Annotated in this window: 29 protein-coding genes and 1 pseudogene; 12 read left to right on the top strand and 18 right to left on the bottom strand. The window is 46.3% G+C overall.

Going from position 1 to position 26,650, the window contains the following annotated elements; all coding sequences use genetic code 11:
* The first annotated feature begins 10 nt into the window (after positions 1–10).
* Positions 11–991, top strand: coding sequence for a tripartite tricarboxylate transporter substrate binding protein (locus tag A9236_RS07675; protein WP_071464805.1), 981 nt, complete (start codon positions 11–13; stop codon positions 989–991).
* Between the two features lie 24 nt (positions 992–1,015).
* On the opposite strand, the gene A9236_RS07670 is transcribed toward A9236_RS07675, so the two are convergent.
* Entirely contained in the window at positions 1,016–1,495 is a 480-nt protein-coding gene (locus A9236_RS07670) for a disulfide bond formation protein B (RefSeq protein WP_071464804.1), read from the bottom strand.
* Between the two features lie 167 nt (positions 1,496–1,662).
* Here A9236_RS07670 and A9236_RS07665 point away from each other — a divergent pair, with 167 nt between their 5' ends.
* The 6 genes from A9236_RS07665 (at position 1,663) to A9236_RS07645 (ending at position 6,557) form a co-directional block, all read left to right on the top strand.
* On the top strand, positions 1,663–2,439 hold the full coding sequence (locus A9236_RS07665; protein ID WP_068949677.1) for a ferredoxin--NADP reductase: 777 nt from the start codon (positions 1,663–1,665) through the stop codon (positions 2,437–2,439).
* 112 nt (positions 2,440–2,551) lie between these two features.
* Positions 2,552–2,716: a hypothetical protein gene (locus tag A9236_RS11085; RefSeq protein ID WP_161485614.1), complete on the top strand. Its 165-nt coding sequence runs from the start codon at positions 2,552–2,554 to the stop codon at positions 2,714–2,716.
* 18 nt (positions 2,717–2,734) lie between these two features.
* A complete protein-coding gene (locus A9236_RS07660) occupies positions 2,735–3,529 on the top strand; it encodes a sulfite exporter TauE/SafE family protein (protein WP_071464803.1) in 795 nt (264 codons plus the stop codon).
* On the top strand, positions 3,526–4,254 hold the full coding sequence (locus A9236_RS07655) for a phosphoadenylyl-sulfate reductase (protein WP_071464802.1): 729 nt from the start codon (positions 3,526–3,528) through the stop codon (positions 4,252–4,254). Before A9236_RS07660 ends, A9236_RS07655 begins: the two co-directional genes overlap by 4 nt.
* Positions 4,255–4,290: 36 nt before the next feature.
* The gene (cysD, locus tag A9236_RS07650; protein ID WP_071464801.1) at positions 4,291–5,214 is read left to right on the top strand and encodes a sulfate adenylyltransferase subunit CysD; all 924 of its coding nucleotides are present in this window, start codon (positions 4,291–4,293) and stop codon (positions 5,212–5,214) included.
* Positions 5,214–6,557: a sulfate adenylyltransferase subunit 1 gene (locus A9236_RS07645; protein ID WP_071464800.1), complete on the top strand. Its 1,344-nt coding sequence runs from the start codon at positions 5,214–5,216 to the stop codon at positions 6,555–6,557. Before cysD ends, A9236_RS07645 begins: the two co-directional genes overlap by 1 nt.
* Before the next feature lie 48 nt (positions 6,558–6,605).
* Here the strand turns inward: A9236_RS07645 and A9236_RS07640 are convergent, their stop codons facing one another.
* From A9236_RS07640 to uvrB, 10 genes are all read right to left on the bottom strand, one after another.
* The gene (locus tag A9236_RS07640) at positions 6,606–6,917 is read right to left on the bottom strand and encodes a cytochrome c, class I (RefSeq protein WP_071465124.1); all 312 of its coding nucleotides are present in this window, start codon (positions 6,915–6,917) and stop codon (positions 6,606–6,608) included.
* Between the two features lie 10 nt (positions 6,918–6,927).
* On the bottom strand, positions 6,928–8,148 hold the full coding sequence (locus A9236_RS07635; RefSeq protein ID WP_071464799.1) for a molybdopterin-dependent oxidoreductase: 1,221 nt from the start codon (positions 8,146–8,148) through the stop codon (positions 6,928–6,930).
* A gap of 253 nt (positions 8,149–8,401) precedes the next feature.
* Positions 8,402–8,740, bottom strand: coding sequence for an ISC system 2Fe-2S type ferredoxin (fdx, locus tag A9236_RS07630; protein ID WP_071464798.1), 339 nt, complete (start codon positions 8,738–8,740; stop codon positions 8,402–8,404).
* Positions 8,741–8,790: 50 nt separating this feature from the next.
* A complete protein-coding gene (gene hscA / locus A9236_RS07625; RefSeq protein ID WP_071464797.1) occupies positions 8,791–10,656 on the bottom strand; it encodes a Fe-S protein assembly chaperone HscA in 1,866 nt (621 codons plus the stop codon).
* 26 nt (positions 10,657–10,682) lie between these two features.
* A complete protein-coding gene (gene hscB / locus A9236_RS07620; RefSeq protein WP_236638779.1) occupies positions 10,683–11,210 on the bottom strand; it encodes a Fe-S protein assembly co-chaperone HscB in 528 nt (175 codons plus the stop codon).
* The gene (gene iscA, locus A9236_RS07615) at positions 11,188–11,511 is read right to left on the bottom strand and encodes an iron-sulfur cluster assembly protein IscA (RefSeq protein ID WP_011903328.1); all 324 of its coding nucleotides are present in this window, start codon (positions 11,509–11,511) and stop codon (positions 11,188–11,190) included. Before iscA ends, hscB begins: the two co-directional genes overlap by 23 nt.
* Positions 11,512–11,527: 16 nt before the next feature.
* Positions 11,528–11,914, bottom strand: coding sequence for a Fe-S cluster assembly scaffold IscU (gene iscU, locus A9236_RS07610; RefSeq protein ID WP_071464795.1), 387 nt, complete (start codon positions 11,912–11,914; stop codon positions 11,528–11,530).
* Between the two features lie 32 nt (positions 11,915–11,946).
* Positions 11,947–13,206, bottom strand: coding sequence for an IscS subfamily cysteine desulfurase (locus A9236_RS07605; RefSeq protein ID WP_071464794.1), 1,260 nt, complete (start codon positions 13,204–13,206; stop codon positions 11,947–11,949).
* A gap of 37 nt (positions 13,207–13,243) precedes the next feature.
* Entirely contained in the window at positions 13,244–13,813 is a 570-nt protein-coding gene (locus A9236_RS07600; protein WP_071464793.1) for a Fe-S cluster assembly transcription factor, read from the bottom strand.
* A 151-nt stretch (positions 13,814–13,964) separates the two neighbouring features.
* Complete coding sequence (gene uvrB, locus A9236_RS07595) at positions 13,965–16,118, bottom strand: excinuclease ABC subunit UvrB (protein WP_236638777.1); 2,154 nt, start codon at positions 16,116–16,118, stop codon at positions 13,965–13,967.
* Positions 16,119–16,286: 168 nt separating this feature from the next.
* Between uvrB and A9236_RS07590 the strand changes: the two genes are divergently transcribed.
* From A9236_RS07590 to A9236_RS07570, 5 genes and pseudogenes are all read left to right on the top strand, one after another.
* Positions 16,287–17,486: an amino acid aminotransferase gene (locus tag A9236_RS07590; RefSeq protein WP_071464792.1), complete on the top strand. Its 1,200-nt coding sequence runs from the start codon at positions 16,287–16,289 to the stop codon at positions 17,484–17,486.
* A 40-nt stretch (positions 17,487–17,526) separates the two neighbouring features.
* Positions 17,527–18,817 (top strand): annotated as a pseudogene (locus A9236_RS07585) (polyhydroxyalkanoate depolymerase).
* A gap of 55 nt (positions 18,818–18,872) precedes the next feature.
* A complete protein-coding gene (rsxB, locus tag A9236_RS07580) occupies positions 18,873–19,565 on the top strand; it encodes an electron transport complex subunit RsxB (protein ID WP_071464790.1) in 693 nt (230 codons plus the stop codon).
* Complete coding sequence (gene nth, locus A9236_RS07575) at positions 19,565–20,221, top strand: endonuclease III (RefSeq protein WP_071464789.1); 657 nt, start codon at positions 19,565–19,567, stop codon at positions 20,219–20,221. Before rsxB ends, nth begins: the two co-directional genes overlap by 1 nt.
* Positions 20,214–20,639, top strand: a complete 426-nt coding sequence (locus A9236_RS07570; RefSeq protein ID WP_071465122.1) for a DUF1841 family protein — start codon at positions 20,214–20,216, stop codon at positions 20,637–20,639. The genes nth and A9236_RS07570 overlap by 8 nt, the downstream gene beginning before the upstream one ends.
* A 12-nt stretch (positions 20,640–20,651) precedes the next feature.
* Here the strand turns inward: A9236_RS07570 and A9236_RS07565 are convergent, their stop codons facing one another.
* The 7 genes from A9236_RS07565 to aceA all read right to left on the bottom strand — a co-directional run bounded on the left by A9236_RS07565 (position 20,652) and on the right by aceA (position 26,498).
* A complete protein-coding gene (locus A9236_RS07565; RefSeq protein ID WP_071464788.1) occupies positions 20,652–21,071 on the bottom strand; it encodes a Zn-ribbon domain-containing OB-fold protein in 420 nt (139 codons plus the stop codon).
* Positions 21,071–22,240, bottom strand: a complete 1,170-nt coding sequence (locus tag A9236_RS07560; protein WP_071464787.1) for a thiolase domain-containing protein — start codon at positions 22,238–22,240, stop codon at positions 21,071–21,073. The genes A9236_RS07565 and A9236_RS07560 overlap by 1 nt, the downstream gene beginning before the upstream one ends.
* Before the next feature lie 43 nt (positions 22,241–22,283).
* Positions 22,284–23,255, bottom strand: coding sequence for a tripartite tricarboxylate transporter substrate binding protein (locus A9236_RS07555; protein WP_071464786.1), 972 nt, complete (start codon positions 23,253–23,255; stop codon positions 22,284–22,286).
* A 2-nt stretch (positions 23,256–23,257) separates the two neighbouring features.
* Complete coding sequence (locus A9236_RS07550; RefSeq protein ID WP_071464785.1) at positions 23,258–23,920, bottom strand: 3-oxoacid CoA-transferase subunit B; 663 nt, start codon at positions 23,918–23,920, stop codon at positions 23,258–23,260.
* Positions 23,917–24,588: a 3-oxoacid CoA-transferase subunit A gene (locus A9236_RS07545; RefSeq protein WP_071464784.1), complete on the bottom strand. Its 672-nt coding sequence runs from the start codon at positions 24,586–24,588 to the stop codon at positions 23,917–23,919. Before A9236_RS07545 ends, A9236_RS07550 begins: the two co-directional genes overlap by 4 nt.
* A gap of 67 nt (positions 24,589–24,655) precedes the next feature.
* Positions 24,656–25,096, bottom strand: a complete 441-nt coding sequence (locus tag A9236_RS07540; protein WP_071464783.1) for an HIT family protein — start codon at positions 25,094–25,096, stop codon at positions 24,656–24,658.
* A gap of 103 nt (positions 25,097–25,199) precedes the next feature.
* Positions 25,200–26,498, bottom strand: coding sequence for an isocitrate lyase (aceA, locus tag A9236_RS07535; protein ID WP_071464782.1), 1,299 nt, complete (start codon positions 26,496–26,498; stop codon positions 25,200–25,202).
* Between the last annotated feature and the right edge of the window lie 152 nt (positions 26,499–26,650).

The raw sequence follows: 26,650 nt of genomic DNA, 5'->3' as shown, positions 1-26,650 counted from the left end.
CCTACGCTGAATGCTTACTTCTCGCCGCAGACTTCTCAAGTCCCTCCTATCTTTAGCTGCAATTTCAGCGAGCCCGCTGATTGCGAGAGCAAGCACGCAGTGGCCCAATAAACCCATCAGATTGATTGTTCCGGCTGCTCCCGGTGGCAGCTTGGATATTCTTTCACGGACAGTTGCAAAAGAATTAACAGCAGGACTCAATCAAACGGTGATTGTTGAAAATATGCCTGGTGGTGGTAGCAATATTGCTTTTGGATATATTGCCAAAGCAGCGCCTGACGGGTACACATTGCTGGTGGGCTGGGATAGCCTTGCCATCAATCCCGCGCTCTACCCTACCCTGCCTTATAAGTTAGATCAATTTGCTCCAATCTCATTGGCGATTACTGCACCGCAAGTATTGGTTGTGGGTCCAAAACTGCCAGTGAAAAATCTCAAAACGTTTATCGAGGTTGCCAGAAGAGATCCAAATGGACTGAGCATGGCCAATGCAGGCAATGGCAGCCCAGGACATCTCGCAGCCGCACTTCTTGAGACAAAAGCAGAAATCAAGTTCAATAACATTCCCTACAAGGGTGGAGCTCCCGCAGTAGCTGATTTGCTTGCGGGGCACGTTGATGCCTTAATGGTTACGCTAGCTGCAGCCCTGCCGCATATTGAGTCAGGTAGGCTTACCGCCTTAGGCGTCAGTTCTATGAAGCGCTCTACTGGCGCACCAAACATACCCACCATTGCAGAGGCTGGGCTTGCTGGTTATGAATTAAATTCATGGCAAGGATTTTTAGCGCCCGCTGGTACGCCAAATGACATCATTCGCTTGCTGAATAAAGAAATTGTTGCGAGCCTAAATGATCCCGAGATCAAAAAGAAATTAATTGCCGATGGTTTTGAAGTGGTAGCTAGTTCACCCAAAGTACTTAGCGACTATCTTGCTAGCTCGACACCGAAGTGGGCAAAATTGGTAAAAGATTCTGGTGCAAAAGTAGATTAGCCCTAATCGAGGCCGGTGATTTTGCTATCTCGGTTTTCTGAAGAAGCTGAGCAATAAGACCAGCAAGAGCACCCCAAACCAAAGTAGAGACCATTCAGGCACTTGCAAGCCCAGAATTGCCGGGAGCTTTGCCGAACACAAACCGTCTGCTTTAAAAAGCCAGGGTATTGCACTTGCAAGTTGAAATTGATTGATCCACAGCTCCAAGGGATCGATTCCGCAGGACTCACCTGGGTGAGATAGCAGCCAGACATGATGCCCCGCAACTGCAACCCCATATCCTGCCGCCACAATAGCCAAGCCATGAAATAGCTTTTTCAGAGGAGCAATGCCAGCAGCTAAAAGGCAAGAAATAGCGATTCCGAGATAGCCGACCCGTTGCAAAATGCATAAGGGGCATGGCAAGAAACTCACTCCCTGATAGCCCGTCTGCTGCAGGATCACCGCAAAAATGACTAGGCTCAAGCTAAGACAGGAGAGAAACAAGTACTGGATTCTTTTCATATAGAGATGATAGCCAAAGGACTGGTAACCCTAGATAAACCCGTGCTTTATTACTAAAAGTGCGACCTATATCACTACTGAGTCCTATTTTTCCTAGGATTAGCCCTGAATTAAAGCCTCAAGAATGGGATAATTACTGTTTTGCTATCTTCTTACAATACGCATTTATGGCCGCATACAACACCGAAACTGTTCTCACCGTTCACCATTGGAACGACACTCTTTTTAGCTTCACTACTACTCGCAATAAAGGCCTACGCTTTCGTAGCGGCCACTTCTTGATGATTGGTCTCGAGGTAGAAGGCAAACCTTTGGTTCGCGCTTATAGCGTTGCTAGCCCTAATTACGAAGAGCATTTGGAGTTCTTGAGTATTAAAGTTCAAGATGGTCCACTGACATCACGTCTTCAGAAAATTCAAGTTGGCGATCCTATCTTGGTGAGCGAAAAGTCTGTTGGCACATTAGTGCTTGACGATTTAAATCCAGGCAAACATCTCTACTTGTTCAGTACCGGCACTGGCTTAGCGCCATTCATGAGCATCATTCGCGATCCAGAGACGTACGAAAAGTTTGAGAAAGTAGTTTTGATTCATGGTGTACGTTTAGTAAGCGAACTAGCTTATGCCGACTACATCAGAGATGAACTCACGCAAGACGAATACCTTGGTGAACTGATTCGTGAAAAGTTGATTTATTACCCAACCGTAACTCGCGAAGCCTTCAAACACACTGGTCGTCTCACTACCGCGATTGAATCAGGCCAACTCTTTAAAGATATTGGCTTGCCGCCACTCGATCCAGCAGTAGACCGCGCCATGATTTGCGGTAGCCCCTCCATGCTCAAAGAAACTTCGGAGATGCTCGATGCTAAGGGCTTCAAAGTCTCCCCAAGCCTTGGCCAAATGGGTGACTATGTTTTCGAACGTGCATTCGTAGAGAAGTGATCAAACCAGCTCTATATATCTAAAAGTAATTTAGATATCGCTATATATTTCTTGTGGATATATAGACCCCTTGGTAAATTCTATTTAACGAGATATTTACCAAGGAATTGCAATGTCACCAGTTAGAGAACACTTCAACCCAGTTATTACTAACTTACTGCGTCAGCATGACCGCTTGCCTCACGATCAAGTTGAGGAGCGTAAAAGCTTTCAACGTCAAATTCTGTTTCTCATGAATGCAATCAAGCTCGAAGAATTCGAGCAATCATTTGCTTAAGCAAGGGAAACGATCTACATGATCCAATTTTTTATTGACTCCTCGCAATTTATTATTTCCGGTGCACTAGTTGGCCTGCTGGTTGGCATGACTGGTGTTGGCGGTGGGTCATTAATGACCCCCTTGCTCACCATCATCTTCGGTGTAGCACCAACAACCGCAGTTGGAACAGACTTAGCTTTTGCTGCCATTACCAAGGGCTTCGGAACAGTTGCCCATAGACTGCATGGAAATGTTCGCTGGGACATCGTTCGTTTACTTTGTGCTGGTAGCCTCACCACCGCCATCCTGTCTATTCTTGCCCTCAAATATGTAGGGCCCGTCTCAAAGAATTTCAATCACCTCATTAGCATTTCAATTGGCGTCTCTGTATTACTAACAGCCGCCTCCCTTTTATTCAGAGCAAAGATATTGAAATGGGTTCAAGACAACCCTAACTTTTTACCCAGCGGAACCAACTTAAAGATTGCTACAGTTTCTGTTGGTGCTGTAATTGGTGTATTGGTAACCATCTCTTCTATTGGGGCTGGTGCAATTGGTGCCACACTCATTTTGGTTCTTTACCCATACCTGAAGCCTGCACAAGTTGCTGGGACTGACATTGCTTACGCAGTACCTTTAACGGCACTAGCTGGAATTGGTCATTGGTGGCTTGGTAATGTGCATTTTGATTTGCTGTTTGGGCTTTTGCTAGGTTCTGTACCTGCCATTTGGTTGGGCGCCAAACTCTCGAGCACTTTGTCTGAGCGGGCTACAAGAACCACCCTTGCTGCAACCTTATTTTTAGTTGGCGTTAAATTAGTCTGTTCATGATTGCCCCAGAATTTTGGTCGATACCACCTAGCACCCTTACCCCAGCCCAATTAGCTGATAAGACAGCCATTCTTCATGAGCGGCTATTGGATATCTCAAAACGTTTTACTGACGTGCGCTTCGCCACTAGCTTGGCTGCAGAAGATATGGTTGTGACTGATGCTATTAGTAAGGCAAATGCCAAGATTAAGTTATTTACCTTAGCTACCGGCCGTCTCCATCAGGAAACAGTGGATATGGTTAAAACTACGGAAGATCATTACGGCGTAGCCATCGAAAAAGTCTATCCACAAGAAAGTGATGTTCAAGCCTTTGTTGATCAATATGGCATGAATGGCTTTTACGATGGTGAAGAACCCAAGAAAGCATGCTGTGGCGCTCGTAAGATCAAACCACTGAATGCAGCATTACTTGGTGCTGATGCCTGGATTACCGGTCAACGTCGCGAGCAATCCACCACACGTACTGAACTCAATTTTGAGGAATTAGATGATGCCAGAGGCATCGCTAAATTCAATCCTTTGTTTGATTGGAGTGAAGCCGATATCTGGGCTTACATCAAACAAGAGAATGTGCCGATTCATCCGCTACACCTTAAGGGCTACCCCAGCATTGGCTGCGAGCCTTGTACCCGTCAGGTGAAGAAGGGTGAGGATATCCGTGCTGGCCGCTGGTGGTGGCTCCAAAGCGATAGCAAAGAATGTGGTTTGCACGTTAATCAATAAATTCATCATTAAAACTTAGTAGAAATAATTTACAGAATGTCAGAACAAAAATTACTCGATGATCACTTAGATGGGCTAGAAGCTGAGTCGATCTACATCATCCGAGAAGTAGTGGCCCAGTGTTCCAACCCAGCGATGCTCTTCTCAGGCGGCAAAGACTCCATTGTGATGTTCCACTTGGCTCGCAAGGCTTTTCAGTTTGGTGATCGTCCTGTAAAGTTGCCTTTTCCTATTCTGCATATCGATACCGGTCATAACTACCCTGAAGTGATTCAATACCGTGATGACGTCGTTAAAAATACTGGTGTAAAGCTTATTATTGGTCATGTAGAAGATTCCATCAAAAAAGGCGCTGTACGCCTGCGCAAAGAAACTGACTCACGCAATGCGGCACAAGCTGTAACTCTGCTTGAAACTATTGCTGAATATGAATTCGATGCATTGATGGGTGGTGCGCGTCGTGATGAAGAAAAGGCTCGCGCTAAAGAGCGCATCTTCTCCTTCCGCGATGAGTTTGGCCAATGGGATCCAAAGGCCCAGCGCCCTGAACTCTGGAATCTTTATAACGCCCGCATTGCCAAAGGCGAGAATATGCGTGTGTTTCCCATCTCCAACTGGACTGAGCTCGATATCTGGCAATACATTGCCCGTGAAAAGTTAGCCTTACCCAGCATCTACTACACACACCAACGTGAAGTGGTGAAGAAGAACAATCTTTTGGTACCAGTCACCGATGTCACACCAAAAGCTGCTGGCGATGTTAGCGAAATCTTAAGCGTACGTTTTCGTACCGTTGGTGACATTAGCTGCACTTGCCCGGTATTGAGTACTGCAGCTAACCCGCTAGAGATTATTGCTGAGACAGCAATTACCGAAATCACTGAACGTGGCGCCACTCGCATGGACGATCAAACCAATGAGGCCTCGATGGAGCGCCGCAAGAAAGAAGGTTACTTCTGATGACTCAATCAGCAAATCAAAATGTAGTGCGCTTCATTACCGCTGGTAGCGTAGATGATGGTAAGAGCACACTGATTGGCCGACTCCTCTATGACACCAAGTCTATTTTGGTGGATCAATTAGAGTCTCTTTCTAAAACCAAACATGCTCGCGTCACCTCTTCTGATGCTGGCGTTGATTTAGCCCTCCTGACTGATGGTCTAGAGGCAGAGCGTGAGCAAGGGATCACCATTGACGTGGCTTACCGCTACTTCTCAACTCCTAAGCGCAAGTTCATTGTGGCTGATGCCCCAGGCCATGAGCAATACACGCGTAACTTAGTGACTGGCGCATCACAATCTGATGTAGCGGTGATCCTAGTTGACGCAACTCGTGTAGATCTCAAGACGAGTCCAGCTACTTTATTGGCACAAACCAAACGCCATGCTGCGATTGTGCATTTATTGGGATTGCGTCATGTAGTATTTGCAATTAACAAGATGGACTTGTTTGAGTTTGATGAGAAGGTCTACAACACCATCAAGACCTCTATTGAAGATCTGACTCAAAAGATTGGCCTACCTCAACCAACCTTAATTCCGATTTCTGCTTTGCTTGGTGCCAACGTAGTTACCGCCAGCAAAAATACCCCTTGGTACAAAGGTCCTACTTTGCTTGAGTGGTTAGAGAGTCTTGATACTAGCCCAGAGTCAGAAAAACTGGCCTTACGCTTCCCAGTTCAGTATGTAGCTCGTCAGGACGGCAGCGCTTCTGATGACTTCCGTGGCTACCTTGGTGAGATTGAATCTGGCAGCATTCGTAAAGGCCAGAAGATCAAAGTATTGCCTAGCGGATCTGAAGCAACTGTTGCAGTAATCTATCTTGGCAATCGCTCCAGCAGCAAGCAAACCAATGGCAGCAATGCGGTTGATTCTGCAGAAACTGGACAGGCAGTTGCTATTCAACTATCTGAAGATATTGATATCTCACGCGGATCTTTGTTTATTAGCGCTGAAGATAGCAGGCCACCAGTTCTTAGCAAACAGATCTCGGCTGACTTGTGCTGGCTAGATAGTGAACCACTTTCCCTCAGTCGTAAATATGCCTTACGTCACACGACTAATACGGTGGGGGCTAAAGTAAAAAATATCCAGCAAGTATTGGATGTTCAAACGCTTGCTAATGCCAGTGATACTCATGCACTATCAACTAATGAAATTGGCCGCGTGGGTTTCATCTTACAAAAGCCGATTGTTGCGGACTTATTTGATCAATCTCAACGCACTGGTGCATTTATCTTGATCGATGAAGCTACAAACCATACGGTTGCGGCAGGAATGATTCGTGAGGCTGTGGCTCAATAATTAAAAAGCCACCGCTAGGTGGCTTTTTATATTCACGCAAGTAAACTGCTACTTTCGGTTTGCACCATAGGTTTGATTTAAGTACTCCACGATTACTGGGACTTCTTCATCAGTAATAGGTGCCTTGAATACATTTTTCATTCTCAAAACTTGGGCATTCCAGTAGCCCACTCCAGTATTTGGAGGTTGATATTCAGCATAGTGGGCTGAATGGCAAGTAGTGCACTTTTGCAGAACAATTTGATATCCCGGCAAAGGGGATGGTCGCCATTGAATGGTGTCAGCAGGTAGCTCAATCGTCTTTGCATTCGCGACAGACACAATAACCAGAAGTGAAATGAGGGCTAGTATTTTTTTCATCATTAACTCCTCAAACCGCAGTCACTTTAACAGTTTCAACCACATTACGCATATAACCAGCCGGCATCCAAGTTGCACTCATTGGCTGCACTTGGCCAGCATGGTTGAACGCCCTCACCCTTAGATCTAGCAATCCTTTTTGCTTTGGAGTAAATTCCACACGCCACTCTCTGAAAGAAAAACGGCCTAGATCTTGACCAAGCCTAGCTTCGGTCCAGTTTTGGCCATTATCTTGGGAGAAAAGAACTTTCTTAATGCCATAGCCTGCATCAAATGCAATCCCGCGCGCCTGAACTTGCTTGCCAACTGTAACTATGCTGCTATCTGTAAAGTTAGTAATGAATGAGCGAATCGTAAATTGATTAATGGGAATGGTCTTGGATGGCGCAGTTCCAGGAGCAACACAATTGCAATCATTGTCCGGAATGCGATAGGCTGGATTCATCCAATAGCCGTTGTACACGTCATCGACTACATTGATTTCGCTGAGGTGTTTTACCCAGTAGGTTCCGTAATAACCCGGAACAATTAACTTAATTGGGTAGCCATTGAGGAAGGGAATATCAGTGCCATTCATTTGATAGGCAACCATGACATTCCCATCCATGGCGTGATCGATATCAAGACCCTTCACAAAATCAGAGTCACTTGGGAGTACCGGCTGATCTAAGCCATTAAAAGTCACTTGCTTAGCACCCCGCCCTGGGTTAGCGGCGTTCAAAATATCCTTGAGGGCAACACCAACCCATGCTGCATTACCCATAGCCCCATTACCTAGTTGACCGCCATTTACCCTGGGCTCAAATAATCCTCGGCTATTACCAGAGCATTGATTAACTGCCACAATCCTTTGTGAGGGGAAATTTTTCTTGAGGGACTCTAAAGAAATTTCCAATGGCTTTCCAACATTGCCGCCAACTTTGAGGCGATAGGTATTGGGATCAATCGAGGTTGGAATGCCTGCCATGTGATATCGCACAAAAAACTCATCATTGGGCGTAATAACATGATTGTCGTAGTACTTAAATGGGGTTTCTAATTGCGGCGGCCGAGAGGTCAACACAATCATCGGCTTTTTTTCTGGAAAAGCCATGAGCTCTCGCTCACCATAAGCAATCGGCAGTTGAATATTTTCAGCACTTCTAGCCCAGTTAGGCAATAGTGAGCTCGCTCCACCTGCTAGTGCTGCAGTAATGACCTTACGTCTATTGGTAAAGTTCCCCGAATTCATGGATGTCTCCTCCAAATTTATATTTCAATAAGAGTGAGGATAGCTTTATTTGTCTTACACCATATAAGTAATTACCCTTTGCACCAAAGAAAAAGCCACCCCGAAGGATGGCTTAAAAGAAATCTATGGAGGTACTACATAAAAAAAACTACAGAATGAACACCTTCATATTAGAGCTTGGCAGCTTTGGCTTTTAGGGTCGGTGCATTGTTTTGAGCCTCATGCACCAACTTAGCGCTCATATTGAACCTACTTAGTGATTTTCTTTGGCGTGATTGATTGAGTATTTGGGTATTTCAATCACGATATCTTCTCTGGCCACAATCGCTTGGCAAGATAAGCGGGACTGAGGGTTTAGACCCCAAGCGCGATCCAGCATATCTTCTTCGTTTTCATCGGGAGGATTAAGGCTATTGAACCCCTCTTTCACAATGACGTGGCATGTCGTACAAGCACAGACCATATCGCAGGCATGTTCAATCGGAATGTCGTTCTCGAGCAGTGCCTCGCAAATCGAAGTTCCAGGCGCAACGTCAACCACTGCACCTTCTGGACAGTACTCACTATGGGGAAGAACGACGATTTGGGTCATGGTACTTTTCTATTTATTTAGTATTGGTTTTTTTACTTTTATCTTCTGCTTTAGATTTCGGCAACATTCTTGCCAGATAAAGCTTTCTGAATGCTAGCATTCATACGCATTTGAGCAAACTCATCAGTCGCTTTGGCAGCATGATCGACCGCCTTGCGCACAACTGCACTATCAGTCTCTTCATTCAAAATCTTTTGTAGTGCCGCCATCTCATGATCAATAGCCTTCTGCTCTTCGGCATTAAGAAGGTGGCGATCACTCGCTAACGCAGTTTGCACAGCATCTAGTAAGCGCTGTGCGTTAACCTGCTCTTCACGCAAAGATCTGTAAAGCAGATCTTCTTTGGCAGACGCAAATCCATCTTGCAACATACGAGTAATTTCAGCATCTGTTAAGCCATAGGACGGCTTAATATCAATCGAAGCCTGCACCCCTGAGCCTTGCTCAGTAGCACTTACAGACAACAAGCCGTCTGCATCAACCTGAAATGTCACCCGAATGCGCGCAGCGCCTGCAGCCATTGCAGGAATACCGCGCAATTCAAAACGGCCTAGCGAGCGACAGTCTTGAGCCAACTCACGCTCACCCTGCACTACCTGAATCGCTAATGCTGTTTGACCATCTTTAAAGGTCGTGAAATCTTGTGCTCTTGCCACTGGAATCGGGGTATTGCGTGGAATGATCTTTTCTACCAGACCACCCATGGTTTCCAGACCAAGAGAAAGTGGAATGACATCCAATAAGAGCCACTCATCATCCTTGCTTTGGTTACCTGCTAGCAAATCCGCCTGCATTGCAGCACCAAGCGCTACAACTTGATCGGGATTTAAGTTATTTAAGGGCTGTGTACCAAATAACTCACCGACAGCGCGTTGTACATTTGGCATGCGAGTGGACCCGCCCACCATGACAACGCCTTTAATATCTTCAGCCTTCAAGCCTGCATCGCGTAAAGCTTTTTTACAGGACGTCAGCGTCTTGGCTACTAGATTCTGAGTAATCTCAAAGAACTGGGCCTGGGTAACGCCTACATTAACGACCGTGCCATCTGCGAGAGTCTCATGGACACGCGCTAGAGGATTATGACTAAGCTGCTCCTTGGCATGTTTACAGGCCTGGAGTAAGGTACGGTGATCATGAATTGATAAAGGCGGTAGTTTGGCTTGTTCGATCACCCAGCAATACAAGCGGTGATCAAAGTCATCACCACCTAAGGCTGAATCACCGCCCGTAGAAAGCACCTCAAATACGCCTCTACTCATCCGTAGAATGGAGATATCAAAGGTGCCGCCACCCAAGTCATAAACAGCGTAGACACCTTCTGAAGCATTGTCTAGACCATAAGCAATTGCAGCAGCTGTTGGCTCATTAAGCAATCGAAGCACTTCAATGCCAGCCAACTTAGCAGCATCTTTGGTTGCTTGGCGCTGTGCATCATCAAAATACGCAGGCACCGTAATCACTGCTCCAACAATGTCATCATTCACTGAGTCTTCAGCCAATTGACGCAAGCGTGCGAGGATTTCTGCAGAAACTTCAATTGGGCTTTTGTCGCCAGCAACTGTTCTCAGCTTGAGCATGCCAGGCTGATCAACGAAATCATATGGAGTACTCTCGATATGCTCAACATCAGTCAAGCCGCGACCCATAAAACGCTTCACCGAAACAATCGTGTTTTTCGGATCCATCACTAGACTTTCAAGCGCCTCAAACCCTGCCTGTGTGCGGCCATTGGGCAGGTAACGCACTACTGAAGGCAGAAGCTCGCGACCTTGTTCATCAGGTAATACCTGAGGTAAAGCATCTTTAACGATGGCCACCAAGGAGTTAGTAGTACCTAAATCAATGCCGACAGCAATACGACGCTGATGAGGTGCAAGCGATTTGCCGGGTTCAGAGATTTGTAATAAGGCCATAGAAGAAAGAGTTTAGCTGGTACGAGCTAGATTAAGGCTGCAATAGTGTCATCGAGCTCAATAGCAAACTTGTCGATAAAGAGTAAACCGCGCAGCAATTCTGCGGCGCGTACATAATTTTTTGCTCCATCGATGGCTTGCGTGATTTCAGCAAGGATGTCGGCCTTTGATTGCTCTACCTCAATCATCATTGCTTCAAGCGCTGGCAAATCTTCAGCTTGCTCATCTAGGTTCTCACGCCATTCCATCTGCTTCATCAAGAAAGCGGCAGGCATTGCTGTATTGGTTTCTAGCTTGGCATCCACTCCATGCAGTTGGCAAAGGTATAGCCCACGTTGAATTGGATTTTTGAGGGTCTGAAATGCAGTATTGGCCAAAGTAGCCATTTGCATGGCAAGCCGTTGCTCAGTCTCACTTCCGCGAGCGTGGCGATCGGGGTGAACTTCTTTCTGAATTGCTAAATAAGCCTGATCTAATGCAGGCAAATCGAGTTTGAATTGCTGATTTAGACCAAAGAAGCGAAAATAATCGTCAGACGCGGAAAGATTCGCCACAACCACACTCATCTTTTACGTTAGGATTTTGAAACTTAAAACCTTCATTCAAACCCTCGCGTACGAAATCCAGTTCCGTTCCATCCAAATAAGCCAAGCTCTTTGGATCAATAAATACCTTCACACCGTTCGATTCAAATACTTGATCCTCAGGTGCTGGTTCATCTACATACTCCAACTGATACGCCAATCCAGAACAACCGGTGGTGCGAACACCCAAGCGCAAGCCGCAACCTTTGCCACGCTTCTCTAGATTGCGGTTAACGTGCTTTGCAGCTTTGTCAGTTAAGGTGATTGCCATTATTTTCTCAGTTCAATTATTTCGCTGGATGCTTTTCTTTGTAGTCAGCAACGGCAGCTTTAATTGCATCTTCAGCCAAGATGGAACAGTGAATTTTCACTGGCGGCAAAGCTAACTCTTCAGCGATCAATGAGTTCTTAATCTCAAGCGCTTGATCCAAAGTCTTACCCTTAACCCACTCAGTAACCAATGAAGAAGAAGCAATGGCAGAACCACAGCCATAAGTCTTGAACTTAGCATCTTCAATTACGCCTTGATCGTTCACGCGAATCTGCAACTTCATCACGTCGCCGCAGGCAGGCGCCCCAACCATGCCGGTACCTACGCTCTCGTCACCTTTTTCAAAGGAGCCAACGTTGCGGGGATTTTCATAATGGTCAATGACCTTGTCGCTATATGCCATGGTATTTCCTCTTTAACTTTTCTATATTTCTATTAGTGTGCGGCCCATTGAATCGTGCTCAAGTCGATTCCGTCTTTGTACATTTCCCATAGTGGGGAGAGCTCACGCAACTTCGCAATTTTTTCTTTCACTAACTTGATCGTGAAATCAACTTCTTCCTCGGTCGTAAAACGGCCTAGGGTAAAACGGATAGAACTATGTGCCAACTCATCGTTACGGCCTAGAGCACGCAATACATAAGAAGGCTCTAAAGATGCAGAAGTACAAGCAGATCCTGATGAGATCGCTAAATCTTTCAAGGCCATCAACATGGACTCACCTTCAACATAGTTAAAGCTGATGTTCAGGTTATGCGGCACACGGTCATCCATATCGCCGTTTACATAAACTTCTTCAATATCTTTTAAACCAGCTAACAAGCGATCACGCAAGCCACGAATACGCTTGTTTTCTTCAATCATCTCGATGCGAGCGATCCGGAATGCCTCGCCCATGCCAACGATTTGATGAACCGCCAAGGTGCCAGAGCGCATGCCGCGCTCATGACCGCCACCATGAATCTGAGCTTCAATACGAATACGGGGCTTACGACGCACAAACAAGGCGCCAATACCCTTAGGACCATAAGTCTTGTGAGCAGAAAAACTCATCAAGTCCACTTTGATCTTTTCTAAATCGATATCAACCTTACCAGTTGCTTGTGCTGCATCCACATGAAAAATCACACCACGTGCACGGCACAACTCGCCAATCGCAGGAATATCCTGAACCACACCGATTTCATTGTTGACATACATCACTGAAGCCAAAATCGTACCTGGCTTCATTGCAAGCTCTAGTTGCGCGAAGTCAATCAAACCATTTGGCAATACATCTAAGTAAGTCACTTCAAAACCTTCGCGCTCGAGTTCACGGCATGTATCTAAAGTTGCTTTGTGCTCAGTCTTCACGGTGATGATGTGATTACCGCGCTCTTTGTAGAAATGCGCAGCACCCTTAAGCGCCAAGTTAATACTTTCAGTGGCACCACTCGTAAATACGATTTCTCTTGGATCAGCATGAACTAATTGGGCTACTTCTGAACGCGCCCACTCAACCGCCTCTTCAGCAGCCCAGCCATACGCATGACTACGGGAAGCGGCGTTACCAAACTGCTCACGCAAGTAAGGCAACATCTTATCGACCACGCGAGGATCAATCGGTGTTGTTGCTGAATAGTCCATATACACCGGGAAGTGCTTAGGACTAAACATTGGAACCGGTTGCAGAGGAAGGTCTTGTGGTGCGTTCATTTTTAATTTCTAGGTTTAGTACTACTCAATAAATCGATTAACTTTGCCGCGCCAAATTAAATACAGAATTAACTAGTGGCGCTTTAGGGGCAACTTCTTTTTTCGCTGCAAGTGCTGGCGCTGGTTTATCAGCTTTAGCACTTTCAACTTTCAACTTCTTCTGGCGCATATCTTGAATCACAATGCCGCGCCCTTCTTGCTGCTGAACTAAATCTTTTAGACTCACTGAGCTAAGGTACTCAACCATTTTGGAATTGAGATTGCTCCACAGGTCATGAGTCATGCAACGGCCCTGACCTTCATCTTCAGTGTGGCAGTTCCCTTTTCCGCCACATTGAGTAGCGTCGAGCGGCTCATCAACAGCTACGATGATGTCAGCGACGCTCACCTCAGTAGATGGGCGAGCTAAGGTGTAACCACCTCCAGGACCACGAGTACTTTCCACGATGTTGAAACGGCGCAATTTGCCGAACAACTGCTCGAGATAGGAAAGGGAAATCTTTTGTCTTTGGCTAATTCCGGCCAAAGTTACGGGACCATGCGTTTCACGCAGGGCTAAATCAATCATTGCGGTTACTGCAAAACGACCTTTGGTTGTAAGTCTCATATGTCACCTTGGTAATGGATTGTTATGGACAGCTAACGATCAGGCGGGTAATACCCGACCATTCCACTCAACTTTACCATAAGACCCAGTAAACTGCTCGGGAATTATCCCAAAAATCCCCTCTCAAAGCCAGGAATTAGCTACCCAATCCTCATACTGAGTCTCTAGACCTCGCTCCAAAGGCCATTTCTTTCACCTTAGTGAGTCGGTCACGGGTGCTGGCGGCTTTCTCAAACTCCAGATTCTTGGCTTCGGCATTCATTTGCTTCTCTAAACGCTTGATTTCAGATGCCAGGTCCTTCTCACCCATATCTTCATAGCGAGCACGCTCCTGCTCCACCTGCATCTCCTGACGCTTCTCTTTAACGTCATAGACGCCATCAATAATGTCCTTAATGCGCTTTTTGACCCCTTTAGGCTCAATTCCATGGAGCTTATTAAATGCAACTTGCTTGGTACGGCGTCTTTCAGTCTCACCCATGGCCAGGCGCATCGAATTGGTGATCTTATCGGCATACAGAATCGCCTTACCCCGAACATTTCGGGCTGCACGCCCAATCGTCTGAATCAAGGAGCGCTCGGAACGTAAGAAACCTTCTTTGTCGGCGTCCAAAATGGCCACCAAAGACACCTCCGGAATATCCAAGCCCTCGCGCAATAAGTTGATGCCCACGAGCACATCAAATACACCTAGGCGCAGATCACGCAAAATTTCAACGCGCTCAACAGTATCGATATCTGAGTGAACGTAACGCACCTTTACGCCATTGTCTGAGAGATAGTCGGTTAATTGCTCTGCCATCCGCTTTGTCAATACAGTTACCAGAACACGCTCATGCACTTTGACGCGTTCGTGAATTTGATCCAACAGGTCATCTACTTGCGTACTTGCTGGCAATACTTCAATTTCTGGATCGACTAAACCAGTTGGTCTAGCCACTTGCTCGACTACCTGTCCTTGATGCTCTTTTTCATAATCAGCTGGAGTTGCAGAAACAAAAATGGTTTGGCGCATTTTGGTTTCGAACTCAGTAAATTTAAGTGGGCGATTGTCCATTGCAGAAGGCAAACGGAAACCAAACTCCACTAAAGTATGTTTACGTGACTTATCCCCGTTGTACATCGCGTTAAGCTGCCCAATAAGGACATGGCTCTCATCTAAGAACATCAATGCATCATTGGGGAGATAGTCCACGAGCGTAGGCGGCGCCTCGCCTGGAGCAGCCCCCGAGAGGTGACGTGAGTAGTTCTCAATACCCTTGCAGAAGCCTAATTCATTGAGCATCTCTAAATCAAAGCGAGTACGCTGCTCTAAACGCTGGGCCTCTACTAACTTGCCATCTTTTACAAATTCATCAAGTCGTGTGCGTAACTCGGTCTTAATAGTTTCAATTGCTTTGAGAACCGTTTCGCGTGGAGTGACATAGTGTGAACTTGGGTAGACAGTAAAGCGCGGAATCTTTTGCCTAATTTTTCCAGTCAGTGGATCGAAGAACTGCAAGCTCTCAATCACATCGTCAAATAGTTCTACGCGCACTGCCAATTCATTATGTTCGGCAGGGAAGATGTCAATCGTATCGCCGCGCACGCGAAACACGCCGCGCTTGAAGTCCATTTCATTGCGATCGTATTGCATAGCAATGAGTCGCATCAAAATATCGCGTTGACTCATCTTGTCACCAGGACGCAATGTCATCACCATGCTGTGATAGTCGCCGGGATTGCCAATACCGTAAATCGCAGAGACGGTAGCAACAATGATGACGTCGCGTCTTTCTAGCAAGCTCTTGGTTGCCGATAAACGCATCTGCTCAATGTGTTCGTTGATGGAAGAGTCTTTTTCAATAAAAAGGTCACGTTGAGGCACATAGGCCTCTGGCTGGTAGTAGTCGTAGTAGCTAACGAAATACTCCACCGCATTTCTGGGGAAAAACTCCCTAAATTCACTATAGAGCTGGGCTGCTAAGGTCTTATTTGGGGCAAAAATAATGGCTGGGCGCCCTGTTCTAGCGATGACATTGGCCATCGTGAAGGTCTTGCCTGAGCCGGTAACCCCCAAGAGGGTCTGAAAGGTCAGACCATCCTCAACCCCCTCAACTAGGGCATCAATTGCGCCTGGCTGGTCTCCCGCCGGGGGAAATGGCTGGTAAAGCTGGTATGGGGAATCTGGGAAAGTGACAAACTTAGCTGGATCGAGATCGTGACCGACCTCACCCAACGGATCAACCACAGGGGTTTTTTGTACTTCTTTTACTTCGGCTTTTGAAGCGATTTTGGGTGACTTAGGGGGCATCTCGGCTATCATTTCATCTGTGAGAGTTCTTCACAGCGAATTTTGTACAAACAATGATTTTGCCGTTTTTATTAAGAAATAGTTGGTTCTGACCTCAAAACCAGGCAATTAAGATCAATTTAACGTCAATCTTTAGCAAAAATACCCCTAAAACACCCTAAACACCACTTTCGACCTCAAATGACCCTGTTTGCCTCAGTTCAATTAGCCCCTAAAGATCCTATTTTTGGCCTCACAGAAGCCTACGTCGCCGACCAGCGTTCTGACAAAGTCAACCTTGGTGTTGGCGTGTATTACACAGATGAAGGCAAGGTGCCTCTCTTGAAAGCGGTGATCAAAGCTGAAGAGGCCATTGTGGCAAAACACTCACCACGCAGCTACATTCCGATTGAGGGCCCAAACCCTTACAACAGTGCGGTGCAAAATTTATTGTTTGGCGCAGACTCATCCCTAATTAAAGATGGTCGCGTGGTTACTGCAGAATGTTTAGGTGGTACTGGTGCATTGCGCGTTGGCGCCGACTTTATTAAACGCCTTAACTTAAATGCGCCTTGCGCGATCAGCAACCCAACCTGGGAAAATCACCGCGGTATTTTTGAATCTGCTGGATTTGAAGTAGTTGAGTACACCTACTTTGACGGCAAGACCCGTGGTGTTGATTTTGATGGCATGGTGAAATCTTTAGAGTCATTCCCAAAGAACACTACTGTGCTTTTGCACGCTTGCTGCCACAACCCAACTGGTGCAGACATCACCGAAGCACAATGGCGTCAGGTGATCGATATCTGCAAGAACAAAGGCTTAATCCCTTTCTTGGATATGGCCTACCAAGGCTTTGCAGCTGGGATTGAACAAGATGGTATTGCTGTTCGCCTCTTTGCTGAATCTGGCATGTCCTTCTTTGTATCAAGCTCTTTCTCTAAGTCATTCTCACTCTATGGTGAGCGTGTCGGCGCCTTGTCTATCGTGACCCAAAGTAAAGATGAATCGACTCGTGTGCTCTCTCAATTAAAGCGCGTAATTCGTACAAACTATTCCAACCCTCCAACTCATGGCGCCGCAATTGCTGCTGCAGTTTTGAATTCTCCTGAGTTGCGTCAACTCTGGGAAGACGAGTTAGCAGAAATGCGTGATCGTATTAAAGCGATGCGTCATGGTTTAGTTGAAAAATTAGCGGCTGCTGGCGTAAAGCAAGATTTTGCTTTTATCGAAAAGCAGCGTGGCATGTTTTCTTACTCAGGCCTAACAGCTGAGCAAGTGGATCGCTTACAGAAAGAAGATGGCATTTATGCCCTCTCTACTGGACGCATTTGTGTGGCGGCGCTCAATACCAAAAATATTGATAAAGTAGCCAAAGCAATCGCCCGCGTATTGGCTTAAAAAGCGTAATAAGCGGCTATACAGAATTACAGGAGGTACCATGCTTTATCAGTTACACGAGTTCCAAAAAGCCTTACTTCAACCCATGAGCTCATGGGCGCGCGCTGCTTCTGAGGCTTTTATCAACGCCTCTAATCCAGCTTCAAAGGTTCCAGGGATCAGAGCGTTTAGCTGCTAGCTATGAACTCCTGTACCGCCTGGGCAAGAACTATAAAAAGCCAGAATTTGGTATTCGTTCAGTAATGGCATACGGCAGTGAAGTTGCCATCCATGAAAGAACTGCTATTGCAAAACCTTTTTGTAACTTAGTTCGGTTCAAACGTTTTTCTGATGATGTTGAAGTTATCAAAAAGCTTAAAGAAGATCCAACAGTATTGGTGGTAGCCCCTCTATCAGGGCATCACTCAACCTTGTTGCGCGATACAGTGCGCACGCTCTTGCAAGATCACAAGGTTTACATTACCGACTGGATTGATGCCCGTCTTGTTCCGCTTGAAGATGGTGAGTTTGGTTTAGATGACTACGTTCACTATATTCAAGAATTTATTCGCTCTATCGGCGCAGAAAATTTGCACGTCATCTCCGTTTGCCAGCCTACCGTTCCAACTCTAGGCGCAATCTCATTGATGGCTTCAGCCGGTGAAAAAACTCCAGCCTCAATGATCATGATGGGTGGTCCAATTGATGCCCGTAAGTCTCCTACCGCAGTTAATAACTTGGCTGAACAAAAATCGCACGAGTGGTTTGAGAGTCATGTGATTTATAGCGTACCGCCTAATTACCCTGCAGCAGGACGTCGCGTGTATCCAGGCTTTTTGCAACATACTGGCTTTATTGCCATGAACCCACAAAACCACCTGCAATCACACTGGGATTACTTCCAAAATCTAGTTAGAGGTGATGAGCAGGATGCCGGGGCGCATATTCGTTTCTATGATGAGTACAACGCAGTACTAGATTTAGATGCGAAGTTCTACTTAGACACAATTAAAACCGTATTCCAAGACTACTCATTGCCAAACGGCACCTGGGAAGTTGCAGGCGAACTAGTCAAGCCACAAGACATTAAGAAAACCGCCCTTCTTACGATTGAAGGTGAGTTGGATGATATTTCTGGAAGTGGTCAAACCCGTTCAGCTCATGGCTTGTGCGCTGGTATTCCTAAAGAGCATAAAGACCATTATGAAGTTGCTGGTGCAGGTCACTACGGCATCTTTGCTGGCCGTCGTTGGCGCGAAAAGGTTTATCCAAAAATTAAATCCTTTATTCGGGATCATCAGCCAGCGCAACGAAAGACCAAAGCGCGTTTACCCAAACTAGACGCAAAGTAAACCCATAAAATGAGAGACCACAGCGTCTCTCATTTACTTAGGAACTCGTCATTTCATGAACATTAACCAGGTGAACGAACTCGCTGATCGCCTGGAGGATCTTCTTCCTCAAACGCAATGCACTAAATGCGGCTTTCCCGACTGTAGGGGTTACGCTGAGGCATTAGCCAGTGGTGAGACGCTACCCAATCGCTGTCCACCAGGTGGCATCGAAGGTATTGAGCGCCTCAGCCAGATCCTAGCCCCAATCTATCCGCAAGATGCTTTTAACCTTCACCCCACTATCGATCCTGAGTGTGGCGTAGAGCGTCCAAGACCTGTCGCCTTCATTGATCCGCAAAAATGTATTGGCTGTACGCTGTGTATTCAGGCCTGTCCAGTCGATGCTATCGTGGGCGCCTCTAAACAAATGCATGTAGTGCTCACCGAGTGGTGCACAGGCTGTGATCTCTGCATTCCCCCATGCCCAGTTGATTGCATCAGCATGATTGATGTGACTGCTGATAAGACAGGTTGGGATGCGTGGTCGCCAGTATTGGCAGACATCTCACGCAAACGCTATCACGATCGCGAGGTACGCCTCGATCGTGAACAAAAAGATAACGATGAGCGTTTGGCTAAAAAGGCAGCAGCTAAGTTAGTAGCTGTCAATGCAGAGGAGGCCACTTCCGCAGAAGAAGAAAAAGAGAAAGAGCGCAAACGCGCCATCATTGCCGCTGCAATTGCTAGGGCACAGCAAAAGATATGATGAATCCAGAAAAGCGTCGCGCATTTTTTGAGCAACTCAAAGCGAACAACCCTAAGCCCACCACCGAACTAGAGTACAACTCCCCATTCGAATTACTAATTGCCGTTCTCTTATCCGCCCAAGCGACCGATGTCTCAGTGAACAAGGGAACCCAGAAACTTTTTAAAGTAGCTAATACACCGCAAGCCTTCCTAGATCTTGGCGAAGAGGGTGTTAAACCTTATATCCAGCATATCGGATTATTTAATTCCAAAGGTAGGCATATTCAAGAGACTTGTCGCCTATTGTTAGAAAAGCATGCTGGCCAAGTTCCCCAAACTAGAGAAGAGTTAGAGGCACTCCCAGGTGTTGGAAGAAAAACAGCCAATGTCATTCTGAATACGGCTTTTGGTCAACCAACAATTGCAGTCGATACCCACATCTTTAGGGTTTCTAATCGCACGGGCCTTGCTCCCGGCAAGGATGTTGTCAAGGTCGAAGAGCAGCTGCTTAAACGTGTGCCCAAGGAATATCTACTAGATGCCCACCATTGGCTTATTCTGCATGGCAGATACACTTGCAAAGCACGCAGCCCTGATTGCGCACAATGCATCGTAGAACCTTTGTGCGGCTTTAAACAAAAAACTGGTAAAGGAAAAGTGCGTGGCGATATTTAATCCAACCCGTGAAGAAGTACGACGCTTTTTTTGTGATACCTGGAAAAAGAAAATGGAGAACCATATTCTTGATCCCATGGAGACGCTTGCTGGTGACTGGATGGAAGAACATCCGGAATATCATGCTTTACTGAGCGATCCTGAAGGTGCATTAGGACAAGACTACACACCAGAACGTGGCGAAACTAATCCCTTCTTACACCTGTCCATGCATTTATCGATTAGCGAGCAGATCTCCATCGATCAACCTCCCGGCATTAAAGATATTGCTGAAAAACTGACTAAGAAATTAGGCTCCAAACATGAGGCTCAGCACCTCATGATGGAATGCCTAGGCCAGGTGATGTGGGAGGCGCAGCGTGAAACTAAGCCTCTAAACCCCGAGAACTATCTCGAAGCTTTAAAGAGGCTCGTATAAGTATCTCTTCGTTTAAATGGGTTCAAAGAGATGGGTTTTTTGCCCATCCTGCGTTTCTTGAAACACCACCTTCACTTTTTGCCCAACCCGAATAGCATCAAAATCACAATTCGTGAGATGTGTAAGCATCGAAATGCCTTCTTGTAAGCGCACATAGGCCATCGCAAAAGGCACTTCTACGCCACGTCTCATCACCGTATAGGAATAGATTTCCCCTAAGCCGTCAGACTTCACCCAAGTCGTATCGTCACTGCCGCAATGTGGACAAATAGTGCGAGGATAGTAGTGCGCTTCTTTACAAGCATTGCAATACTTCAACACCAATTGGTTATTTTGCGCAGCCTCTAAGAATGCCTTGTTTTCAGGATTGCTTACGGGGCTTGGTAAGCGATGTTCTTTATTGGCTGAATTTTTTTCATTAACCTGACTCATTACAGTCTCCCTAAAATTAATACGGCTGCGCCATGACGAGTGCCAAGTGCACCACCAATACCTGAGGCAAGTGCAAACTCTAGATTGGGCACCTGCACTGCAGGATGTGCCTCGCCTCGCAACTGCCTTACCGCCTCAATGACTTTGGTCATACCACCGCGATTGGCGGGATGGTTGTTACATAAGCCGCCGCCGTCAGTATTAAATGCAAGCTTGCCTTTACCTGAAATTAATTGGCCACCTTCAACAAACTTACCACCCTCACCTTTCTTGCAGAATCCTAGATCCTCCAGCTGAATCAGGACTGTAATAGTGAAGCTGTCATAAATCGAGGCATAACGAATTTGTTCGGGCGTTAACTTCGCCTCCTTGAATGCGAGTGGCGCAGCCCAAGCTAAACCAGAATAAGTGAGATCTACTTTGCCACCCATTTGGCCTTTGGTAGTTTCACCTGCGCCCATCATTGTCACAACGGGCTTTTTCAAAGTCTTTGCAATATCTGGATGAACCACTACCAGTGCACCGCCACTGTCAGTCACCACACAGCAATCAGCGCGATGCAAAGGATCGGCAATCATTGGAGAATTGAGAACATCCTCGACGGTGAGAACATCTTTTAAAGCGGCATTTGGATTGTGCTGCGCATGATGTGAAGCTGCCACCTTAATCCATGCGAGTTGTTCGCTGGTTGTCCCAAACTCATACATATGGCGCATGGCGCACATTGCATAAGTATTAAGGGGTGCTGGTGAATACGGCTTCTCAAAAGCAAAGTCTGGAGCGCTAGCCCATTGACTACGCACTTGTGTACCACTAGAGCCTTCAGACTTAGGGCGCCCTGCCAAAGTAATCAAGGCCACCTTACATTGCCCCGCGGCAATAGCGCGGGCCGCATGATTGACATGGGTCAAATAGGAGGAGCCGCCGGTGTCGGTCGAGTCTAAATACTTGAGCTTCTTCAGACCAAGGTAATCCGCCATCGATACAGGCCCCATTCCCGGTGCATCACCCGCACAGAAATAGCCATCAACGTCGTCTAGAGTTAAACCAGCATCAAGCAATGCACCGCGTGCCACTTCAGCATGCAACTGAGCAACGGTGTGATCTGGTGCCACCCTTAATGGGTGCTCATATATTCCGGCAATGCAGGCATTGGATGCAAATGACATGAATCTTCCTTTAGTAAATTCTGATGTTCAATAACTCGTGAATCTAATCCACCGTAATCTGTGATTGCGCAATCAGCTTGCGCCACTTTTCTGTTTCACTTTTAATTAAGGCAGAAAATTGTTCGGGCGTTCCTGGCATAGGATCAGCACCTTGCGCAATGAGCTTATCCTTAAATTTGGGATCAGCCAAAATAGTTTGCAGTTCTTTGTTTAAGCGATTGCGAATATCGATCGGTAAGTTTGCTGGCGCAACTATACCGTACCAAGTAGCCATGTCATAGCCTGGCAAGCCAGACTCAGCAATGGTTGGAACGCTTGGGGCGGCAGCTGAGCGCTTTGCGGTTGTGACACCCAAAGCTCTTAAATTACCAGCCTTCACTTGGGGCCAACCACTTGGTAGGTTTGGAAAGCTCATATCCACTTGACCGGAGATCACATCCGGCATTGCACTACCAGTCCCTTTGTATGGCACATGAATCATGTCGATCTTAGCCATTTTTTCAAATAGCACTGCTGAGAGATGCACAGATGTTCCGCTACCACTCGATGCAAACGTGAGCTTACCTGGATTGGCTTTTGCAGCAGCAATAACTTCAGCGACAGATTTGTAAGGTGAATTGATGGGAACGACCATGATGTTAGGCGCTGAAAATACACCACCAACTGCAGTGAAATCTTTAATTGGGTCGTATGGGAGATTTTTATAGAGCGATGCATTGACTGCATGACCAATGGATGGGAAATACAAGGTATACCCATCCGGGGCAGAGCGTGCAACAAGCTCTGCCGCAATATTACCGTTAGCGCCCGCTTTGTTCTCAACAATAACGGGCTGCCCCAACCGAGTAGAAAGCCCCTCCGCCAAGGCGCGCCCTACTGAATCAGCAGAACCGCCCGGTGAAAAACCCACAATCAAATGAATTGGCTTACTTGGGTATGCGCTTTTTGTATCGGCAAAGCTAGATCCAATACCAATAGAGCACAGCAGGGCTATCAGGAAAATTCTTGAGCGCAAATTTAATTACCAAGCTTACGCATTGGCACACCACTTAATTCTTGTAACTCTTCAAAACTGAGTCCATCCACCCAATCAATAGCAACCAAACCTTCTGGGGTTACTGCAATGGTTGCTAAGTCGGTATAAATGCAATCGACAGCTGCTAGCGCTGTTAAAGGATAGGTGCACTCATTCACCAACTTAGACTGCCCTGACTTAGTGAGATGCTCCATCATCACAAATAATTTTTTGGCACCCAGTGCAAGATCCATTGCACCACCAACCGCCGGAATCGCCTTGGGATCGCCAGTGCGCCAATTAGCAATATCACCCTTAACGGAAACCTGAAAAGCACCTAAGACGCAAATATCAATATGTCCGCCACGAATCATCACAAAAGAATCTGCATGATGACAAAGGGAGGCACCAGGCAACATGGTGACGGGCTGCTTACCAGCATTAACCAACTCTTCGTCAATCTCATGCTCTTTGGCTAATGGACCCATCCCGAGCAAGCCGTTTTCAGAGTGCATCAAAATTTCTTTATCTGCAGGCAAATGATTGCAGATCAACATCGGCTGACCAATCCCCAAGTTCACGTGCGCACCATCTGGGATGTCCTGAACAATACGCTTAGCAATATCGGCTGTAGTACGTTTTTGTACTTTAGACAGATCGATCATGATTTACCTCCAACAAGCACAACCCGTTTCACAAAAATACCAGGGGTCACAATATTTTCTGGATCCAATGCGCCAAGCTCTACCACCTGATTGACTTGCGCAATAGTGCAACGAGCAGCAGTGGCCATAATGGGCCCAAAGTTACGGCCTGTGCGGTGATAGGTCAGGTTGCCCCAACGATCGCCTTTGTCCGCTTTAATCAAGGCATAGTCCGCTTTGATGGCGGTTTCAAAAATATGATTCACGCCATCAATTACACGTGTATCTTTACCATTTGCTAGCTCAGTACCAAAACCCGTCGGCGTATAGAAACCACCAATGCCGGCACCACCAGCGCGAATGCGCTCAGCGAGAGTACCCTGGGGAACTAGCTCTAGTTCGATCTTACCTTCACGATAGAGATCATCAAATGCACCAGACTCCGGTTGGCGTGGAAATGAACACACTACTTTTCTAACTTGACCTCTGCCAATCAATTTAGCAATTCCAACCCCAGAATTTCCAGCATTATTACTGATGATCGTCAGATTCTTAGCGCCTTGTTCAGCAAGAGCGTCCAACAAGTAAATTGGCGATCCAGCACCACCGAATCCAGAAACTAATATGGTCGAGCCATCATGAATATCCTGCACAGCCTGAGCTACGCTAGGAATGATTTTGTCTATCACTACCTGTCTCCATCTATTTTTTTATTATGTTTACTACTGTTCAGCTTTTTGCTGAATTTCTACTAATTTAATGCATTTGAGAAATAGCAGAGCGAATTGCTGCCGGTAACTCTTTGGCAAGGGCTCTTCTGGCCTCCAAAGAAGATTTCGGGGTCTCTTGTGTACGAGCTGACCATGCCGATCCTGGAAAAAAGGCATCATCCTGAAACCTGGGGATGACGTGCCAGTGAATATGGGGAACCATATTGCCCAAGGCTGCCAAATTCAACTTATCCGGATTCATTACCTCACGCACAGTCTCCTCAACAGCAAAGACCAAGGACATGATGTGATCACGCTCACCATAAGTGAGATCTGACATCTCGGCAATATGCGCATTCCAGATCACCCTACAAAAACCAGGCAAGTCTGGATCGTTGACCAAGATGACGCGGCAATAATCCCCGCGCCATATCAATTCACCCTCTTCGGGCTTGTGATTTTCAGAACAGAGTGTGCAATTAGCCATGGAAACAATATATAAGAAAAAGGCACCTAAGTCACCCTTATGGGGTAATTTAGGTGCCGCGGCAGTATTGGTGCTACTGCTACTACCAACTACTTAGGGATTCTTAATGGAACTGCTCTTCTTCAGTAGAACCAGTCAATGCAGTAACAGAAGACTTACCGCCTTGAATTACAGTTGTTACATCATCGAAGTAGCCTGTACCAACTTCTTGCTGATGTGAGACAAAGGTGTAACCACGATCACGTGCAGCAAATTCTGGCTCTTGTACTTTCTCGATGTAGGCAGTCATACCGCGCTGCATATAGTCTTGTGCCAAGTCGAACATGTTGTACCACATAGAGTGGATACCAGCCAATGTGATGAATTGATATTTGTAACCCATCGCACCTAACTCGCGTTGGAACTTCGCAATGGTTGCGTCATCCAAGTTTTTCTTCCAGTTGAAAGATGGTGAGCAGTTGTAAGCCAGCATTTTTCCTGGGAACTTCGCACGAATTGCTTCAGCAAATTGACGAGCAAAATCAAGGTCAGGTGTACCCGTTTCACACCAAACCATATCAGCGTAAGCAGCGTATGCCAAACCACGAGAAATCGCTTGATCCAAGCCTTTACGTGTTTTGTAGAAGCCCTCTGGCGTACGCTCGCCTGTCAAGAATGGCTTGTCGTTCGCATCGTAATCTGATGTCAACAAGTCAGCAGCTTCAGCATCAGTACGAGCCAAGATGATGGTAGAAACACCCATCACGTCAGCAGCCAAACGTGCAGAGATCAACTTCTGAACTGATTCAGCAGTAGGCAACAGTACTTTTCCACCTAAGTGACCACACTTCTTAACAGAAGATAATTGATCTTCAAAGTGAACGCCTGCAGCACCTTGCTTGATTAATGCTTTACTTAATTCGAATGCATTTAACACGCCACCGAAACCAGCTTCAGCATCTGCCACGATAGGAGCAAAATACTCGATATAACCTGGATCACCTTTATTAATACCTTTGGCAGTTTGGATTTCATCAGCACGTTGGAATGAGTTATTAATACGCTCAACCATCTTTGGAACGGAATCGACTGGATACAAAGATTGATCTGGATACATTGCTGCATACGAATTACCGTCAGCCGCTACTTGCCAGCCTGAAAGGTAAATTGCTTGTACGCCAGCTTTTACCTGCTGCATTGCTTGACCACCAGTCAAGGCGCCTAAACAATTTACGTAAGCTTCGTTGTTAACCAATTCCCAAAGACGCTCAGCACCATGCTTGGCTAAAGTGTGCTCAATCTTTAATGAGCCACGAAGACGTACAACGTCCTCAGCCGTGTAGCCACGAGTGATGCCTCTCCAGCGTGGGTTGGTATCCCAATCCTTTTGTAGTGCTGCAATTTCTGCTTTGCGATCTGCCATGTTTTTCTCCCTAAGTTAAACAAGTACTTCAAAATTTGAGACCTCTTAAGACTACTTCAAGTCTTATGTCTTATATAAGAGTTTAGAGAGTTAATAAAAGCTAGCAAGGGGAATTACAAAGTTTTTATAAATTATTTAACTGTTTATATTCA

This window comes from Polynucleobacter sp. QLW-P1DATA-2, from assembly GCF_001870365.1.
Classification (GTDB): domain Bacteria; phylum Pseudomonadota; class Gammaproteobacteria; order Burkholderiales; family Burkholderiaceae; genus Polynucleobacter.
This window is presented reverse-complemented; position numbering and strand designations above follow the sequence as displayed.